Annotated in this window: 19 protein-coding genes; 7 read left to right on the forward strand and 12 right to left on the reverse strand. The window is 73.2% G+C overall.

The genetic code is table 11. The features are described from left to right. Positions 1-26: 26 nt before the first annotated feature. Positions 27-521 carry an Asp23/Gls24 family envelope stress response protein gene (locus OHT77_RS23995; RefSeq protein ID WP_328830549.1) on the reverse strand — a complete coding sequence of 165 codons (495 nt, stop codon included), beginning with the start codon at positions 519-521 and terminating at the stop codon, positions 27-29. Positions 522-819: 298 nt separating this feature from the next. Here OHT77_RS23995 and OHT77_RS24000 point away from each other — a divergent pair, with 298 nt between their 5' ends. The 3 genes from OHT77_RS24000 to OHT77_RS24010 are packed head-to-tail and all read left to right on the forward strand — an operon-like array spanning position 820 to position 2386. Then, positions 820-1401, forward strand: coding sequence for an RNA polymerase sigma factor (locus OHT77_RS24000; protein ID WP_328834321.1), 582 nt, complete (start codon positions 820-822; stop codon positions 1399-1401). After that, complete coding sequence (locus OHT77_RS24005; RefSeq protein ID WP_328830550.1) at positions 1398-2027, forward strand: Asp23/Gls24 family envelope stress response protein; 630 nt, start codon at positions 1398-1400, stop codon at positions 2025-2027. Before OHT77_RS24000 ends, OHT77_RS24005 begins: the two co-directional genes overlap by 4 nt. Continuing rightward, positions 2024-2386 carry a hypothetical protein gene (locus OHT77_RS24010; RefSeq protein WP_328830551.1) on the forward strand — a complete coding sequence of 121 codons (363 nt, stop codon included), beginning with the start codon at positions 2024-2026 and terminating at the stop codon, positions 2384-2386. Before OHT77_RS24005 ends, OHT77_RS24010 begins: the two co-directional genes overlap by 4 nt. 25 nt (positions 2387-2411) lie before the next feature. Here OHT77_RS24010 and OHT77_RS24015 read toward each other — a convergent pair whose 3' ends face one another. The 5 genes from OHT77_RS24015 to OHT77_RS24035 form a co-directional block, all read right to left on the reverse strand. Continuing rightward, entirely contained in the window at positions 2412-3164 is a 753-nt protein-coding gene (locus OHT77_RS24015; protein WP_328830552.1) for an anti-sigma factor, read from the reverse strand. Continuing rightward, on the reverse strand, positions 3161-3304 hold the full coding sequence (locus OHT77_RS24020) for a hypothetical protein (protein WP_328830553.1): 144 nt from the start codon (positions 3302-3304) through the stop codon (positions 3161-3163). Before OHT77_RS24020 ends, OHT77_RS24015 begins: the two co-directional genes overlap by 4 nt. Further along, positions 3301-3885, reverse strand: coding sequence for a sigma-70 family RNA polymerase sigma factor (locus OHT77_RS24025; protein ID WP_328830554.1), 585 nt, complete (start codon positions 3883-3885; stop codon positions 3301-3303). The genes OHT77_RS24020 and OHT77_RS24025 overlap by 4 nt, the downstream gene beginning before the upstream one ends. 168 nt (positions 3886-4053) lie before the next feature. Next, entirely contained in the window at positions 4054-5190 is a 1137-nt protein-coding gene (locus OHT77_RS24030) for a lactonase family protein (RefSeq protein ID WP_328830555.1), read from the reverse strand. Positions 5191-5372: 182 nt separating this feature from the next. Further along, complete coding sequence (locus OHT77_RS24035; protein ID WP_328830556.1) at positions 5373-5648, reverse strand: hypothetical protein; 276 nt, start codon at positions 5646-5648, stop codon at positions 5373-5375. Positions 5649-5874: 226 nt separating this feature from the next. Here OHT77_RS24035 and OHT77_RS24040 point away from each other — a divergent pair, with 226 nt between their 5' ends. After that, positions 5875-7056, forward strand: a complete 1182-nt coding sequence (locus tag OHT77_RS24040) for a hypothetical protein (protein ID WP_328830557.1) — start codon at positions 5875-5877, stop codon at positions 7054-7056. Positions 7057-7101: 45 nt separating this feature from the next. On the opposite strand, the gene OHT77_RS24045 is transcribed toward OHT77_RS24040, so the two are convergent. Continuing rightward, the gene (locus tag OHT77_RS24045; RefSeq protein WP_328830558.1) at positions 7102-7812 is read right to left on the reverse strand and encodes a TetR/AcrR family transcriptional regulator; all 711 of its coding nucleotides are present in this window, start codon (positions 7810-7812) and stop codon (positions 7102-7104) included. Positions 7813-7920: 108 nt separating this feature from the next. Here OHT77_RS24045 and OHT77_RS24050 point away from each other — a divergent pair, with 108 nt between their 5' ends. Next, positions 7921-8709, forward strand: coding sequence for an SDR family NAD(P)-dependent oxidoreductase (locus OHT77_RS24050; RefSeq protein WP_328830559.1), 789 nt, complete (start codon positions 7921-7923; stop codon positions 8707-8709). Positions 8710-8914: 205 nt separating this feature from the next. Here the strand turns inward: OHT77_RS24050 and OHT77_RS24055 are convergent, their stop codons facing one another. From OHT77_RS24055 to OHT77_RS24075, 5 genes are all read right to left on the reverse strand, one after another. After that, positions 8915-9589, reverse strand: coding sequence for a response regulator transcription factor (locus OHT77_RS24055; RefSeq protein ID WP_328830560.1), 675 nt, complete (start codon positions 9587-9589; stop codon positions 8915-8917). Then, positions 9586-10695 (reverse strand): sensor histidine kinase, encoded by a 1110-nt coding sequence (locus tag OHT77_RS24060; protein ID WP_328830561.1) that lies wholly within the window; start codon positions 10693-10695, stop codon positions 9586-9588. Before OHT77_RS24060 ends, OHT77_RS24055 begins: the two co-directional genes overlap by 4 nt. A 146-nt stretch (positions 10696-10841) precedes the next feature. Beyond that, positions 10842-11273, reverse strand: a complete 432-nt coding sequence (locus OHT77_RS24065) for a hypothetical protein (RefSeq protein WP_328830562.1) — start codon at positions 11271-11273, stop codon at positions 10842-10844. Positions 11274-11426: 153 nt separating this feature from the next. After that, positions 11427-13202: a transglycosylase domain-containing protein gene (locus OHT77_RS24070; protein ID WP_328830563.1), complete on the reverse strand. Its 1776-nt coding sequence runs from the start codon at positions 13200-13202 to the stop codon at positions 11427-11429. Continuing rightward, on the reverse strand, positions 13199-14347 hold the full coding sequence (locus OHT77_RS24075; RefSeq protein ID WP_328830564.1) for a sigma factor-like helix-turn-helix DNA-binding protein: 1149 nt from the start codon (positions 14345-14347) through the stop codon (positions 13199-13201). Before OHT77_RS24075 ends, OHT77_RS24070 begins: the two co-directional genes overlap by 4 nt. Positions 14348-14506: 159 nt before the next feature. On the opposite strand from OHT77_RS24075, the gene OHT77_RS24080 reads away from it, so the two are divergent. Both OHT77_RS24080 and OHT77_RS24085 read left to right on the forward strand, forming a co-directional pair. After that, entirely contained in the window at positions 14507-15055 is a 549-nt protein-coding gene (locus OHT77_RS24080; RefSeq protein ID WP_328830565.1) for a SigE family RNA polymerase sigma factor, read from the forward strand. Further along, positions 15048-15794, forward strand: coding sequence for a hypothetical protein (locus tag OHT77_RS24085; RefSeq protein WP_328830566.1), 747 nt, complete (start codon positions 15048-15050; stop codon positions 15792-15794). Before OHT77_RS24080 ends, OHT77_RS24085 begins: the two co-directional genes overlap by 8 nt. The last annotated feature ends 9 nt before the right edge of the window (positions 15795-15803 follow it).

Consider the following 15803-nt stretch of genomic DNA (forward strand, 5'->3'; position numbering starts at 1 on the left):
CCTGCCCGTGCCCCTGACCGGCTGCCCTATTCCACGCGGGTCTCACCGGCGTGCGAGGGCTCGTCGTCGTCGGGCAGGTGGACGTCGTTGACGGTGACGTTCACCTCGACGACCTCCAGGCCGGTGATGCGCTCCACGGCGCCCACCACGTTCTCCCGCACGTCCTGCGCGACGTCCATCACGGACACGCCGTACTCGACGACGAGGTCCAGGTCGATGGCGGTCTGCCGCTCGCCGACCTCGACCTTCACACCGCGCCCGACGTTGGGCCGGCCGCCCGGTACGCGGTCGCGGACGGCGCCGATGCTGCGCGAGAGGCCGCCGCCCATGGCGTGCACGCCGGGGATCTCCCGCGCGGCGATGCCGGCCACCTTCACGACGACGACATCGGCGATCGACGTACGGCCGCGGTCGGCGGCGGGCTGGTCGGCGCCGCTGGTTCCGCCGGACACGGCGGTGGTGGCCAGGTCCTTGCCGGCCGTCCGGTCCTTGGTGACGACCGGTGCTGTCTGAGTGGTCATGACATGCCCTCTCTCTGTGGCCGATGTGCTCTCACTTCTTCAGACCCGCCCCGGCCGGGTCTGTGACGCGGAGAGTTCGGCCGGCCACTCGGATGCCCTGTGGGCGCCCGGGTCGGCGGCCGTACCGCATCCGTACGAGCGCCTTCCCGGAAGTTCTCCGTAACGGGGACGGCGCCGCCGTGTCCAATGACCGGACAGACCGGACGAGAGGAGCCGCCCAGTGGCGGGGCCCCGCACGCAGAACGCACCACCGGACAGCCGGGCCGACGCGGACGACATGGATGCCATGGACGAGGACATGGACGGCACAGCCGGCACAGCCGACACGGCCGACCCTGCCGGTACGGACGACGCCCTGCTGGCGGTCCGGGCCGCGGAGGGCGACGAGGACGCCTTCGCCGTGCTCGTGCACCGGCACGCACCCGCGCTGATCCGGCTCGCCACGAGTCTGCTCGGCACCGGCGCGGAGGCCGAGGACGCCGTACAGGACGCCTTTCTCAGCGCGTGGCGGCGGCTGCCGGAGTTCCAGGGGCGCAGCGCCTTCGGCACCTGGATCTACCGCATCGTGACCAACCGCTGTCTGAACGTGCTGCGTGCCCGCAGACCCGTGGCCTCCCTGGAGGCGGCCGGTGACGTGGCCGCGGCCGAGTACACGACCTCCCCGGCCCGGATCGCCGAGGGGCGGGACGCGGTCCGCGAACTGCGCGAGGCCCTCGACCTGCTCTCCGCCGAACAGCGCGCGTGCTGGGTGCTGCGCGAACTGGACGGCCGTTCCTACGAGTTCATCGCGGGTACGGTCGGCATCAGCCAGGAGGCCGTCCGCGCCCGGGTGTTCCGCGCCCGCCGATCTCTGACCCAAGCAATGGGGGCCTGGCGATGACCGAACGCACCGACCAGCCGAACACCACGCCGACCCAGGCCGCCGACGACGAACTCCTGCCCTGCGGACGGCTGTTGTCCCGGACCTGGGACGACTGGGAGCGCGGGGTGGACGACCCGCACCTGCACTCCTGCCCGTACTGCGGCCAGGCCGTGCGCGGACTCGACGACCTGGAGTCCGTCGTGCGCGGCCTCCAGGCGGAGACGGACACCACCGCCTCCGCCTACGACACCGAGCCGCTGACCCGCCGGATCATGGACGTCGTACGCCTCGAACTGCGCCCGGGCCGGCCGCTCCCGCTCGGGGAGCCCGCCGAGGACCTCTGGATCATGGAGGCCGTCGCGGCCCGTGCGCTGCGCGCGGCGGCCGAGTCGGTGCCGGGTGTCCGGGCCGGTTCCTGCCGGCTCCGCGACGGCGCCGAACCCGGCACGGTCGAGGTCCGCCTCGACATCCACGCCCCGGCCGACGCGCCGCTGCCCGACCTCGCCGCCCAGGTGCGCGAACGCGTGTGGGAGGCGGCGGACCGTGAACTGGGCATGGGCGTCACGGCAGTCGACATCCGCGTGACGGACCTCGTGTCCACCTCTCTGCCCGACGACGACGATCAGGAAGGCGGTACGGCATGACCGCGCAGCGCGTCGACGAAGCCGCTCCGTACCAGAACCCCGCCGACGCGACGCTCGCCGTGGAGGTCGCCGCCGCCGTCGAGGGGGTCTCGGGGGTCGCCTTCCTCCGCCCCGGACTGACCGACCGGCTGCGGTCGGTGCTCGGACGGGGTGCGGCGGGGGTGCCCGCCGGGGTGCGGATGAGCCGGGTGGACGGTGACGGCCCCTGGCAGGTCGAGATCCATGTCGTCGCGCTACGGCGGGCCAGGACCGTGGATGTGGCCCGCGTAGTCCGTGACACGGTCGAACGGCGGCTGGCCGCCCTCGCTCCGACCCTGCCCGCGCCGCGCGTCACGGTGACGGTCACCGGGCTCGTCTGACCGGGGCGGGCCGCGTCACGTCACCTCACGTCGGGAACGTCAGCAGCGCGACCGGCGCGGAGGTGGGGTGAAGGGACCCCCCGGCCGGCTCGACGGTGATGCCCATGCCCGACGAGTCGTCGACCGTGCCCCGCAGCAGGACGGTCTGGGCGCTGCGGGCCGGGTTCATCAGACCGGCCGAGCGCATGGTCCCGGCGTCGTCGAACCACAGCTGGTACACCTTGCCGCCCGGCGGCCGGGCCATCCCGGAGACCACGAACACGGCCCGGTCCCGGCCGTGCGAGACGACGACCGTGCCGGTGGCGCCCCCGGCCAGCGCGGCGGCCCGGGTCCTCGCGTCCGGCGCGGCCAGCACCGCGGCGATCTCGTCCGACGCCTGCACGGCCTGCCGCGCCCGGTCCCGGGCGTCCTCGGCCCGCTGGTGCTGCCACACGGCCGTACCGCCGAGCGCGGTCGCCGCGGCGAGGCAGGCGGCGAGCGCCCAGCGGGAGAGCGCGCGGGTCCGCAGACCGGCCAGGGTGGTGCGGTTCTGCGGGCGCCGGCCCGGGGTCTCCTGCCGGACGGTGGTGATCCGGCGCAACACCTGCGCGCGCAGCTCCGTCGGAGGCGTCGAGGACACGGCGAGCCCCAGCCGGGCGGCGGTCGCGGACAGCTCGGCGGCCTCCTGCGCACAGGCCTCACACCCGGTGAGGTGCCGCTCGAAGGCACTGCTCTCCTCGTCGGGGAGCGCGTGCAGGGCGTAGGCGCCGGTCAGCAGGTGGAGGTCGGCGGTCGTCACGGGGTCACCTCCGGGCGGGCAGGAAGGGCGGCGGTGTCGATCTCGTGGTGCGAGGCGGTGGCCGTCGCGCAGTCCCGTCCGGGCAGCGCGCGCGGGGTGTGGGTGCCGCTCGGCCGGGTGGCGTGGTCGGCGGTCGTCACGCCGTCACCCCCAGGCAGTCGCGCAGCCGGATGAGGCCGTCGCGGAGGCGGGTCTTCACGGTGCCCAGGGGGAGTGCCAGAGCCTCCGCGACCTCGCGGTAGGTCAGGCCCCGGTAGTACGCCAACGTGACGGACTGGCGCTGGAGTTCGGTCAGGGTGCGCAGGCAGCGGCGTACCTGTTCGCGTTCCAGCCGGGCCTCGACGCGCTCGGCCACCTCGTCGTACTCGGGGAGCCGGTCCAGCAGTGCGGCCTTGTGGTCGCGGGCCGCCGCCGCGTCCACCGAGCGCACCCGGTCCACCGCGCGGCGGTGCGCGAGGGTGAGGATCCAGTTGACGGCGGTGCCCCGGTCGCGCCGGTAACGGGGAGCCGTCCGCCACACCTCCACCAGCACTTCCTGCGTGACCTCCTCCGACTGCGCCTGGTCGCGCAGCACGGCCCGTACGACCCCCAGCACCGGGCCCGCCACGGCGTCGTAGACACCCGCGAAGGCGTCCTCGTCCCCCAGGGCCACCCGGCCGACGAGTTCCTCCAGGTCGGGCCCAGCGGCTGGATTGCTGCCGATGTGCACTGCTTCTTTCACCGAGGGCCTCCGCGGTCGGGACATGTCCGGGCGTAATCCGTTCCTGCCGGGACCTCGGATTGGATGCGGTGCCAACGAAAAGACGGGGGGAGGGGTACGGGGCCGGGGACGCGTCCGGGGCCCGCCGCTGTGCAGCGACGGGCCCCTTCTCGATCCTGCCGGTGTCGATCAGCCCGCCGCGATGCCCTCGCCGCCGACCGCGCCCGGTACGACGACCGAGCCGATCGCGGTGAGCGCCCCCTTCGGGCCGACCCGGAACGCGTCGACCGTGCCCTGCACACCCGTCTGGACGTACAGGTACCGGCCGTCGGAGGAGGCCGCCGCGTCCACCGTGCCGGGGTGGGTGGCCGTGTCGCCGAGCGCGGTCAGCCCGCCGCCGTGGCCCACCCGGTAGCCGGACAGGGTGCCGCTGCCCGCGTTCGACACGTAGACGTGGTCACCGGCGGTCACCGCCCAGCAGGTGGCGGTCTGGCCGGTCGGGACGGTCCCCTTCGCCGTCAGCCTCCCGTCGTGGCCTACGACGAAGGTGCCGACCGAGTTGGTACCGGCCTCCGTGACCTGGATCCGCCCGGCGGCGTCGAAGGCGAAACCGAACGGTACGGCGCCCGGGGTCGAGGTCACCACGGGGTGGGCGGAGGGGCCGCCGAGCCGGCCGACCGGGAAGACGTCGATGCTCTGCCCGGCGGCCTTGGTGGTGACCACGAGCTTCGAACCGTCCGGCGTGAACGAGATCTGCCCGACCGCCGAAGTCCCCTTGTCCAGACCGAGGTCTCGGTGCCACGCGTCGACCTTCACCAGCCGCTCGCCGACCCGCGCGAAGCCCTGCACGGAACCGCCGCCGAGCGTGTTCGCGACGTAGACCCGGTCACCGTGGAACGTCACGCTGACCGGGAAGCTCCCCCCGCTGGAGATCTCCTGGACCCGCCGCAGCTGTGTACCGCGCACGGCGAACACGGTCACGGTGTCGCTGCCCGCGTTCACCGCGTAGAGCAGTCCGCTGTGCCGGTCGTAGGCGAGCGACCCCTGCGACGCCAGGTGGTCCGCGACGGTGCCGGCGAGCATGCCGCCCTTGCCGCCGGTGGAGTAGACGCCCTTCCGGGCGAGGGTGCCGTCGGCGGCGCGCTCGTAGGCGACCACGGTGTTCGCAGCGGTGTTGTCGCTCTGCACGAACACCGCGGAACCGCGGTCGTGATGCGCCTCCACGGCCCCGGCGGCGGGGGCGGCGACGAGGACGGCGGCGGTGAGGGCGGCACCGGCGGCGACGGCGGCCAGGGTGCGGACGGGACGGGTCTTGGCGAGGGACATGCGGGCGTACTCCTCTGCGTGACGTGCGAGAAGGGGAACCTGAGGGGAACCAGGTGTCGCCACGCTAGAGCGAGTTCAGGGTGAGGTAACGGGCAAAAGGGGCGCTTCAGGTTGATGTCCCGGGTCCGTAAGAAGTCGACCCGCCGCCGTACCCGTCACCGGACAGGCCACCTGACCCACCGTCAAACCGCCCGCACCCGCCCGTCCTTGCCGAAGAAGAAACTCAGGACGACCGTGACAGTGGCCGCGACAACCACCCGCAGCGCCCACGCCCCGACGGACCCGTCCCCCACGACGGACGTGAAGTCCACCCCGTCGAGCAGCGCACTGCTCAGCGGCAGCGACCCCGCACAGCCCAACAGGCAGACCCACAGCGGAGGTTCATTGCACGCGATGAGGACCGAGGCGGCGACGACAGCGATCCCGCTGAGCACGACGGTGAGCGACGAGATGTCCATGCCCAACAGCCTTCCGCCGCCAGGAGATTGAGTCGTCGGCGGCAGGGAGGAGCGGCGGCTCTATCAAAAGGTGGACACGCTTCGGGCATTTCGGCCGGCGGCCCCTACTTTCGACGTACATCTCCGGCACCGGGCACCCCTGCCGACGGATTCCGGTATCAAGGGGTGCGGAAACGCGGGGTAGTCACGGGTGGTTGCGGGATCGGGATCACGGGGGTGGGGGCACATGACGAACCAGCCGGTGTTCGTCCTGGGCGACGAACTGCGGGCGCTGGAGCGGGCCGGGTTCGAGACCGAGGCGGAGTTCCAGGAACTGCTCGCCCGCCATCCACGCGTCCTGGACTTCGGCTCGCTGGCGGACGGCCGGCCCCTCCGACTCGTGCTGGTGGCACGGGAGATGGGGGTGCCGACGGGCGCGGAGGGCGCCCCCGCGTACTGGCTGGACCACCTCTTCGTCGACGCCGACGGCGTACCGACCCTGGTGGAGGTCAAGCGGGCCACCGACACCCGCATCCGGCGTGAGGTCGTAGGGCAGATGCTGGACTACGCGGCGAACGCGGCCCGTTACTGGCCGGCTGCCCTGCTCCGGCACTCCTTCGAGGACACCTGCGCCAAGGACGGGCGGTCGCTGGAGGAGGCGTACGGGGAACTCCTCGGCGACCGGGGTGATCAGGGCGAGCACGGTGACCGTTCGGCGGAGGAGTTCTGGACGACGGTCGAGGAGCGGCTCGCCGCCGGGCAGATGCGGCTGCTGTTCGTCGCCGACCAGATCCCGCTGGAGCTGCGGGCGATCGTCGAGTTCCTCAACCGGCAGATGCGGCAGATCGATGTGTACGCCGTCGAGCTGACCCAGTACCGAGGCGGCGGCGACCTCCGTGTCCTCGTCCCGCGTGTGCACGGGGAGGTCGCCACCGCGGCCAAGTCCCCCTCGGGTCGCACCACTCAGCGCACCACCCGCGACGACATGGACGCGGCGATCCGGTCCCGCACCGACCCGGACGTACGGCGCACCGCGACCGCCCTGCTCGATCACGCGGCGGCCAAGGGGCGGTTGGAGTGCGGCACGGCCAAGTACCGCAGCATGCGCGCCTATTACCGCGTCTCCGGCCGTGGCGTACCGGTCGCGACCCTCTCCCTCCACGACGATCCGGCGAAGGACGACCTCTCCTTCGCCTTCGGCTCGATCACCTACCACCTCGGCCACGACCGGGCGGCGGCCTTCGCGGCCTCCCTCCCGTCCCTCCCCGGCCTGACGGAGAGACTGGCCGCCCTCCCCGCCAAGGGCTACAACGGCTGGCCGTCCGTCTCCCTGCCCGTCCTCGCCGCCGATCCCACGGCTTTGGAGGCGGTCCTGTCCGCGATCGAGGGGCTTGTCGCGGGGGAGGAGCAGCCGCAGACCTCCGGGTGAGCGGGTCCGCCCCCGACATGCGTGACGTACATGCGTGACCCCCGTCTACGACCGCCCGCCCCCGCCCCCGCTCCCCGTCGTCCCCAGGTTCTCGATCCCCACGTCCAGTGCCGCCCGGAGATGGGTCGAGTCGCCCGTGGACATCATCATCGTCACGCCGCCCTGGATGCCCGCGAGGAGTGCGGCGGCTGCGCGGTCCGGGTCGAGGGTCGGGGAGGTCAGGCCGTTGCACTGGAGGGCGCGGATGCCTCGGGCGAGTTGTTCCTGCCACTGGCGCAGGAGTTCCGTCACGATCGCCCGGGCGCCCGGGCGGGAGCGTCCGACCTGGAGGAACAGGGAGCCCAGGGGGCAGTGGTCGCCCTGCCGTTCGTAGCGCTCGACGAGGGTGTCCCGCCACAGGTGCCATGACTCCCAGGAGTCCAGGCGGCCCAGGTGCGGCTGCTGGTCCTCCAGGACGCGGTCCGCCTCGAACTGGGCGACCGCCAGCAGGAGTTCGTCCTTGCCGTCGGGAAAGTAGTGGAAGAGCTGGCTCTTGCTGGTGGCGGTGCGGTCGCGGATGTCGTCGAGGGTGGTGAACCCGACGCCCCGCTCGCGCAGCACCTCGGCCGCGCCCTCGACGATGCGGGCCCGGGTCGCCCGGCCCTTCGCGGTCAGGCCGTCCTTGGTGGCCGGGCTGTTCTTCGCGGTCGGGCGGTTCTTCGTCGTCAGGCCGTCCTTCGCGGGCGCGCGGCCCTTCGCGGTCAGTGTGTCCGGCATCTGCTCCCTCGCCTCCTGCTCCTCCTGGACCCGCATTTTCTGAACTTGCCGGTCCATTTTCCACGACGCACCCTGGTCCGCACACCACGATGAGAGGGAGAACACGTCATGGGCGAGCACGTCACCGGCGGACGACTGCGGAACAAGACCGCGCTGGTCACCGGTTCCACCAGCAATATCGGGCAGGCCATCGCCGAGGCGTTCGCCGCCGAGGGAGCGCATGTCGTCGTGTCCGGGCGCGACGCCGAACGGGGCGCCCGTGTCGTCGCCGGGATCCGCGCGTCCGGCGGCCGGGCCGACTTCCTCGCCGCCGACCTCGACGGCACCGCCGCCGCCTCGCGCGACCTGGCCGACCGGGCCCGTACGACCCTGGGCGGCCGGGTCGACATCCTGGTCAACAACGCCGGCATCTACCCGCCCGCCCGCACCCTCGCCACCGACGAGGAGACCTTCGACCGGGTCTACGGCGTCAACGTCAAGGCGCCGTTCTTCCTCACCGCCGCCCTCGTCCCCGGCATGGTCGATGCGGGCGGCGGGGCGGTCGTCAACCTGGGTTCGTGGATCGCCCGCCTGGGCGTTCCGATGGGCAGCCTCTACAGCTCGACCAAGGGCGCGGTGGAGACCCTGACCCGGGCCTGGGCCGCGGAGTTCGGCCCGCTCGGCGTGCGGGTGAACGCCGTGTCGCCGGGTGTCATCGTGCCCCCGGCACCCGAGGGCGGCGAGCCCCACCCCGGCGAGATCATGATGAAGGGCACCCCGGCCGGCACCATCGGCACCCCGGACGCGGTCGCCCACGCGGCGGTCTGGCTGGCCAGCGACGAGTCCGCGTTCGTGCACGGGACCGTCGTCGACGTGGACGGGGGGAGGACCGGGGTCGCGGTCGTCGCGGCGGCGTAGAACTCAAAAGGCCGGTGGGGCAGGGGAGTTCGGGGCCCTGTACGCCCGGCCGGGGCTGGTCGACGGACGCGTACGAGACCCGGCCGGCCGGCACGCTCACGGCGACCCTCACCACGCCCCCGAACCCGGCCCGCCGAGCGGCACCTCACAGCCGTAGACCGGAACCCGGCAGGCGCCGACCGGCGGCTCGCGAACGCGGGAGTGCTCAGCGTTCGCCCCGCGCGTCGTACGCCAACAGGGCAACCTGCGTGCGGTTGTTGAGGCCGAGTTCGCGGAGGAGGCGGGTGATGTGGGCCTTGACCGTGGCGACGCTCAGGTGGAGGGCGGCGGCGATCTCCTGGTTGGTGAGGCCGTCGGCGAGGGCGGTGGCGACCGCGCGTTCCCGTTCGGTCAGGGCGGCGAGCGCCGTGCGGGCACGGTCGCGGCGGGCGGGGGCGGGGTCGTCGGCGACGAAGTCGATCAGGCGGCGGGCCGCCGCCGGGGACAGCACCGGTTCGCCGGCCGCGACGCTGTGCACGCAGGACACGATCCGCTCCGGCGGGGTGTCCTTGAGCAGGAACCCGGCGGCCCCCGCGCGCAGCGCCCGCAGCACCTGCTCGTCGGTGTCGAAGGTCGTGAGCACCAACACCTGGGGCGGGGAGGGGAGTTCGCGCAGCCGCGCGGTCGCGGTGATCCCGTCGACGCCGGGCATCCGGATGTCCATCAGGACGACGTCCACCGGCGGCACGGCCTGCTCGACGGCGGTCAGGGCCGCCGCTCCGTCGCCCGCGCCGCCGACCACCTCGAGGCCGGGCCCGCCCTCCAGCAGCGTGACCAGTCCCGCGCGGACCAGCGGGTCGTCGTCCACGATCAGAACCCGTACCGGGGCGGGGGCGCTCATGGCGCCCAGGGTAGCCAGGCGGTGAGCCGGAACTCGCCGTCCGGTGTGGGCCCGTGGCTCAGCCGTCCCTGGGCCAGCGACACGCGTTCGGCCAGCCCCACCAGACCGGTGCCGCTGCCCGGGACGGTCGTACCGCCGAACCCTCCCAGCGGGTTGACGGCCTCGACGGTCAGCCCCTCCCCGGGGCCGCCGCGCAGTTCGAGGCGGCCGGCGGCCCGGGGCGGGGCGTGCTTGCGGGCGTTGGTCAGCGCCTCCTGCACGATCCGGTAGCCGGTCCGGCCGAGCCGCTCGGGGATGTCCGCGGCCGGGTCGAGCCGGTTCGCGTAGGCGAGGCGCAGTCCGGCCGTACGGCTCTCCTCGACGAGGCCGGGCACATCGGCGAGGGTGGGCTGCGGGCGGTCGCGTTCGCCGTCCGGGGCGCGCAGCAGGCCGATGACCTCGCGCAGGTCCTCCAGCGACTGGTGGGCACCGGCCCGGATCAGCGCGGCGGTCTCGGCGAGCTGCTCCGGCGGCAGACCGCGCCGGTACTCCAGCACGCCCGCGTGCAGGCTCAGCAGGGACAGCCGGTGCGCGAGCACGTCGTGCATCTCCCGCGCGATCCGCTCGCGTTCGGCTCTACGGCCCCGCTCGACCCGGAGCCACTGCTCGGTGCCGGCCTGCCGGGCCCGCTCCGCCCAGGCGAGCACCAGCTGCCGGCGGGCCCGGACCACCGCGCCCCAGCCGGTCACCGCCAGACACACGACGGCCGCGCCGGCGGAGGCGACGAGCACCCCGGCGGGTCCGGCCGCGCCGGGCCACAGCAGATACTCCAGCGGCGCGGTCAGCACGGCGAGCACGGTGACCGCCCCCGCTACGGCCGCCTTGCGGTGGACGGCGACCGTGAACAGGGCGATCGCGCTCGCACCGCCCACCACGGGCAGGACGACGGACAGCACGACCAGCCCGACCGCCACGGCCACCGGGAACCGCCGCCGCCACAGCAGCCCCGCGCACCCGGCCACCGCCGCGCCGACATCGACCCCGACCGGCAGCCGGTCCTCCGCCGGCATTAGCCACATTCCGGCCGCCGCCAGCCCCGCCGCCACCAGCACACACGCCCCGTCCACGGCATGATCCCGGGCCGTACGCGGCCCCCCGCCCAGCGCGGACGGCACCAGCCCCGGGAACGCGACCCCGGCCGGCCGCGATCCCCTTCCGACCGCAGCGGCTTCCGGGCTCGTCCCCATGGCGGCCGCCCCCGTCCTTCCGGGGTTCAGCGACCGGGCTCGGCCGCGAGCCACGCCGTGATGTGCCGCTCCCACGCACGGTCCCGGGTCGTCTCCATGAACTCCTTGCGGTCGATCAGCAGATAGACCTGCCCGACCGTGGTCGTGTCCAGGATCAGCGGCTTGCCCGCGTTCAGCAGGCCGCCCAGGAAACGGCCGTACAACCGGGTGAAACGGGTCTCCACGGCCGTGATGTCGGCGCGGCGCAGGGTCAGGTCCGTGCTCCCGTCCCACTGGCCCAGCACCAGCCGGTCGCCGTCGAGGGTGATGGTCCCGCGCCGCTGGAAGAGCACCTTCTGGCTGACCCCGGCCGAGACCCGGTCGGCACCGGTCTTCGCACGCAACTCGTCCGCCGTGGCCCCCACGTACTCGCCCCGGGTCCGCCGCGCCGCTTCTGTCCGCTCCGTGTCCATGTCCATACCCCCAGCCTGCGACGACACCCCCGCACCGCACATCGGCGCAAGGTCTGCGCGTCCTACGACTTTGGTCGATACCGCCGACCTCAAAGGGTCGATACCGGCGACCTCGAAGAAGGGGAGGGGGTACGCGGGTCGCGGGGCTCGCGGCGAGGGCTATCCCTTCTTCGCCCCCGTGATGGCCAGCTGCCAGATCTGGGCCGCCGTCTCCGCCGCGGAGTCGGTCGGCGGGGGATCGTTCGGGAGCTGCGCGGGCACGGTCGTGTCCTTCTTCTTGCCGGGGCGGTCGGCGAAGAGGGCCACGGTCAGGGCGAGTTGGGGGTCAAGGCCGGTGGACCAGACGGTCCGCCGGGTGATCCCGCCGCCCGCCCCGGCGGTGAAGAAGGTCCGCGGGACGCTCCCGTCCGCCGACGTGGAGGGAACGGCCCGGATCGAGGGAGCCGCCTGCTGGTACGCCGTGAGCATCTGCTGGTCGACCATGAACACCTCCTTCTCGTCCAGCGCGCGCCGGGTGTCCGGGTGCGCGGCGTACACCTGCCGGCCGTCCCGGGTGATCTTCGTGACCGTGTACGGCGCCGCGTACACCCCGCCCGCCGCGACGGCCGCGTACGCCGAGGCGAGTTTCAGCGGGGTGGGCGCGGCGGTCTTCCGCAGCGCGCCCAGCGGGCCGCTCAGCCGGACCTTGCGGAACGGGTCCAGTGCCGTACCCGCCTCCACCGCGCCACCCACCGCGTCGTTGAACGGCTGCCGGGCGTAGTCCGACCCTCCGTACAGCAGCCGTACGGCGCCGTCGCCGGGCGCGATGGCCACGACGGCGGCGTGCAGGGTGACGCCCTTGCTCCCCTTGCCGCTCTTGCCGCCCTTGAGGTCCTTCACCGCCTCGGTGGTGGCGTCCTGGAGGGACAGGTCGAAGGTGGTGTGCACGGTGTAGCCGCCACGGGCCAACTGGTCCTCGGTGATGCCGAGCCGGTCGGCCGCCTCCTGCGCCGCCACGTCGATCATGTACTGCCGCTGCCCCTCGGTCGTGCCCGGCGGATAGAAACGGAACGCCGGGAAGGCGGCCTCGGCGCGCTGCTTCGCCGTGATGCTGCCGCTCGCCGCCATCGCGTCCAGCACCCACACCCAGCGGGCCCGGAGCGTCGCGGTCACCTCGGGGTCGGAGCCCGCCTTCTCGTAGTACGAGGGGATGTTGACGATCGCCGCGAGCGCGGCGCCCTGGGAGACGGTGAGTCGGCGGGTGTCCACACCGAAGTAGTTGCGGGAGGCCGCCTCGATACCGGCCGAACCCCGGCCGAAGTACACGGTGTTGAGATACCCCTCCAGGATGGCGTCCTTGGAACGGGTCCGGTCGAGCTTGATCGCGATCAGCGCCTCGCGCGCCTTGCGCGACAGCGACTGCTCCGGGCTCAGCAGCGCGTTCTTCACGTACTGCTGGGTGATGGTGGAACCGCCCTGCCGTTCCCCACCGGTCAGCGAGGCCAGCACCGCGCGGGCGATGGCCCGCGGCGAGACCCCGTCATCGGTACGGAACGTACGGTTCTCCGCCGCGATCACCGCGTCCTGCACATACCTGGGGACCTGCGACAACGCCACCTCCTGCCGGTCGACCGGCCCACGCCGGCCCAGATAGGACCCCTTGTCGTCGACGAAGACGGTGCTCTGCGTGACCGTCTCCGGGTGCGGCTCGGGGATGTCCGTCATCCGGTACGCGACGACCGCGGCGGTGCACAGGGCCACGACGAGTACGAGGAGGGCGGCGAGCGAACGGCGCAGGAGGCGGCCTCGGTTGCGGCGGAGACGGAGGCGGAGGGGGACGCGGGGAGTCGGTGGGGTGGGGGTGTTGGTGGGGCCGAGGGGTTCGGGGGACGGGGAGTTGGGCGGCGCGGGGGATACGGGGGAATCGGCCGACCCGTCCGGCTTGGGGCGGTTCACTCGTCCACCCCGCCCCGGGCGACGACCTTGCCGGCCGTGTCGTACACCGTGACGGTCGGACCGTCCCCGGTCAGGCTCGTCTTCACCTCGGTCAGCGACAGCGGTGACCGCGCGTACCAGACGCCCCAACCCGGGCCGCCCGCCAGGGTGAGGACGGTGCCGGTGATCCTGCGGTCGTCGACGCTCACCTCGACGCGCGCCGGATCGGCGGACAGCCCGCGGTACAGGCCGGACAGGAAGTAGGAACTGTTCACCGGGTCGAGCCGCACGGACACGCCCGACTTGCCACTCCCGCCGCTGACTTCGGCCCCGCCCCCGCGCCCGCCCTTCACCTTCTCCCAGTAACTGTCCGTGTAGCCACGGTCGTTCAACCCCCGGAACCGACTGGACCCCTGCGGAGTCGACCAGTGCTCCCCGTCGGCGGTCAGCCAGACCTGCACCCCCGGCACCGCGTCCACCCGCTCCCCGGGCGCGACGACCCGGATCGGACTCAACGCCACGCCGACCGCACCGGTCTCCGCCCCGCCACCGGACCCCGAGCCCACGAACTGCCCCGCCCCGACCACGACGGCAGGAACCAGCACCGCCGCGCACACCCCCACCACCACGCCTCTACGCCGCCGCCGCAGCGTCCGCCCCCGCCGCCTGACGACATCGAGCGGCACGTCGAACGCCCCTTCCCCGGCCGCGACTTGAGCGGCCTCGGCGGCTTGGCGAAGGCGCTTCCGCAGCTCCTCCACATCACCCCCGTACACGGCAAGCGCGCGCCGGGCCCGGCTCCTGACCGCGCCGGTGGAGCAGCCGAGCAGCTGGGCGACCTCGGCCTCCCGCAGCCCCTCCCGGTGCAGCAGCACGAGCACCGCCCGCTGCCGCGCCGACAGGCCCTTCAACACCCCTTCGGACGGGGCGGGTTGGCGCCGGGAGCGCCGTAGGAACTCCTTGACCAGGGACCGTCGTACATAGAAGTCCACGTCGGCCCGCGGTATGCGCCGCCACCGCGCGCACACCCGCACCAGCGTTCTGCGCACCAGCTCGGTCGCCTCTCCCGGGTCGGCCGGGGCGCCGGAGAGCAGGTGGGCGGTGGTGGCCAGGCGGTGCAGGCCCGCGTGGGCGTACACGGCGAAGTCGTCGTGGGGGTGGGGCACTTCGGTGGTCCTCCGGTACTGCTGTGGGGGAAGTGGATCCAGAGACGTGTGTTCTTCGTCTTTCCTGTGGGCCGTGTGGTGAGGAACGCGGCGTTCGAGACCTGTACGCACGGTGAGGGCCGACAGGTTGCACGGGAATTCCAAGACGCCGGTGAGGTCATGACCGAGGACGAGTTCGACGCTTTCTACGCGGCCACGTTTCCCCGTCTGACCGGCCAGCTCGCGGCGTTCACCGGAGATCGGGAGGAGGCGCAGGACGTGGTCCAGGAGGCGTTCGTACGGGCCTGGGACCGGCGCGGGGACTTCCTCGCGGACGAGGCGCCGGAGGCGTGGATCCGTACGGTCGCCATGCGGCTGGCGGTCAGCCGCTGGCGCCGGGCGCGGCGCTGGCTGGAGCTGGTGCGCCGTACGCCACCGCCCGAGTCCGTGCCGGGCCCCGACCCCGACCACACCGCCCTGGTCGCCGCCCTGCGCCAACTGCCCACGGCACAACGGAGGGTGATCGTCCTGCACCATCTGTGCGACCTGAGCGTCGAGCGGATAGCGTCGGAGACGGGGGCGCCGGTGGGGACGGTCAAGGCGAGGCTGTTCCGGGGCCGGGCGGCCCTGGCGAAACACCTGACGGTCGACGAGCCGGACACCCCGGTGACTCCGGCTGCTCCGGTCACCCCGGTCGCCCCGGTTCGGAAGGAGAGCGGCCGTGTCTGACGAAATCTCCGGCACCGACACCGACCCCACCGACGCCGAACTCTCCCTCGCGCTACGCCAGTTCGCCGCACAAAACGAGACCTACTCGCCCCTCACCGGCGCGCAGGTACGCGGCCGGGCCGCACGCCGAGGCCGCCGCCGGATGACGGGCATCCTCGTCGCGGCCACGGCGGCCGTAGCCCTGGTCGCCTACGCCTCGACCCTGGACCTGACCGACTCCTCGAACCCCCGTCACTCCACCCAACCCGCGGCCCCGGGGTACGACAACGGCATCCCGGCGGCCACGACCACGGCCGCGACACCCGCCCCCTCACCGGCCACCCCCTCGGTCGTCCCATCGACTCCGGTCCGCGCCCACCCCGTCGTCGGCACCCTGAGCCTCGACAAACGCGTCATGTTCATCGGGAAGCGGATCATCTCGCTGTCGAACGGCTCCACCAACACCCCCAAGTTCACCGGCCCGTTGACGGTGTACAACAGGCGACCCGACATGAAGCTCGTCACCGTCGCCAACCCCGCCGACGGCTCCCGCTACAACGCCGAGATCTCGTACGCCGTCGAACTGCGCGACGCCGACAACACCCCGGTCTACGTCGGCGCGGCCCTCCGCTACGACAAGGAGAACGTCGGCGGTTCCGGGGGCGGCGGCTGGATCGACCTGAGCGCGACCGACGCGAAGTGGTTCTACACGTCGATGAAGACGGGCACGTCGCTGGCGGTGACCGGCACCCTGTCCTGACTCCCTTGC

Origin of the sequence: Streptomyces sp. NBC_00252 (assembly GCF_036187565.1) — a bacterium.
Taxonomy (GTDB): Bacteria; Actinomycetota; Actinomycetes; order Streptomycetales; family Streptomycetaceae; genus Streptomyces.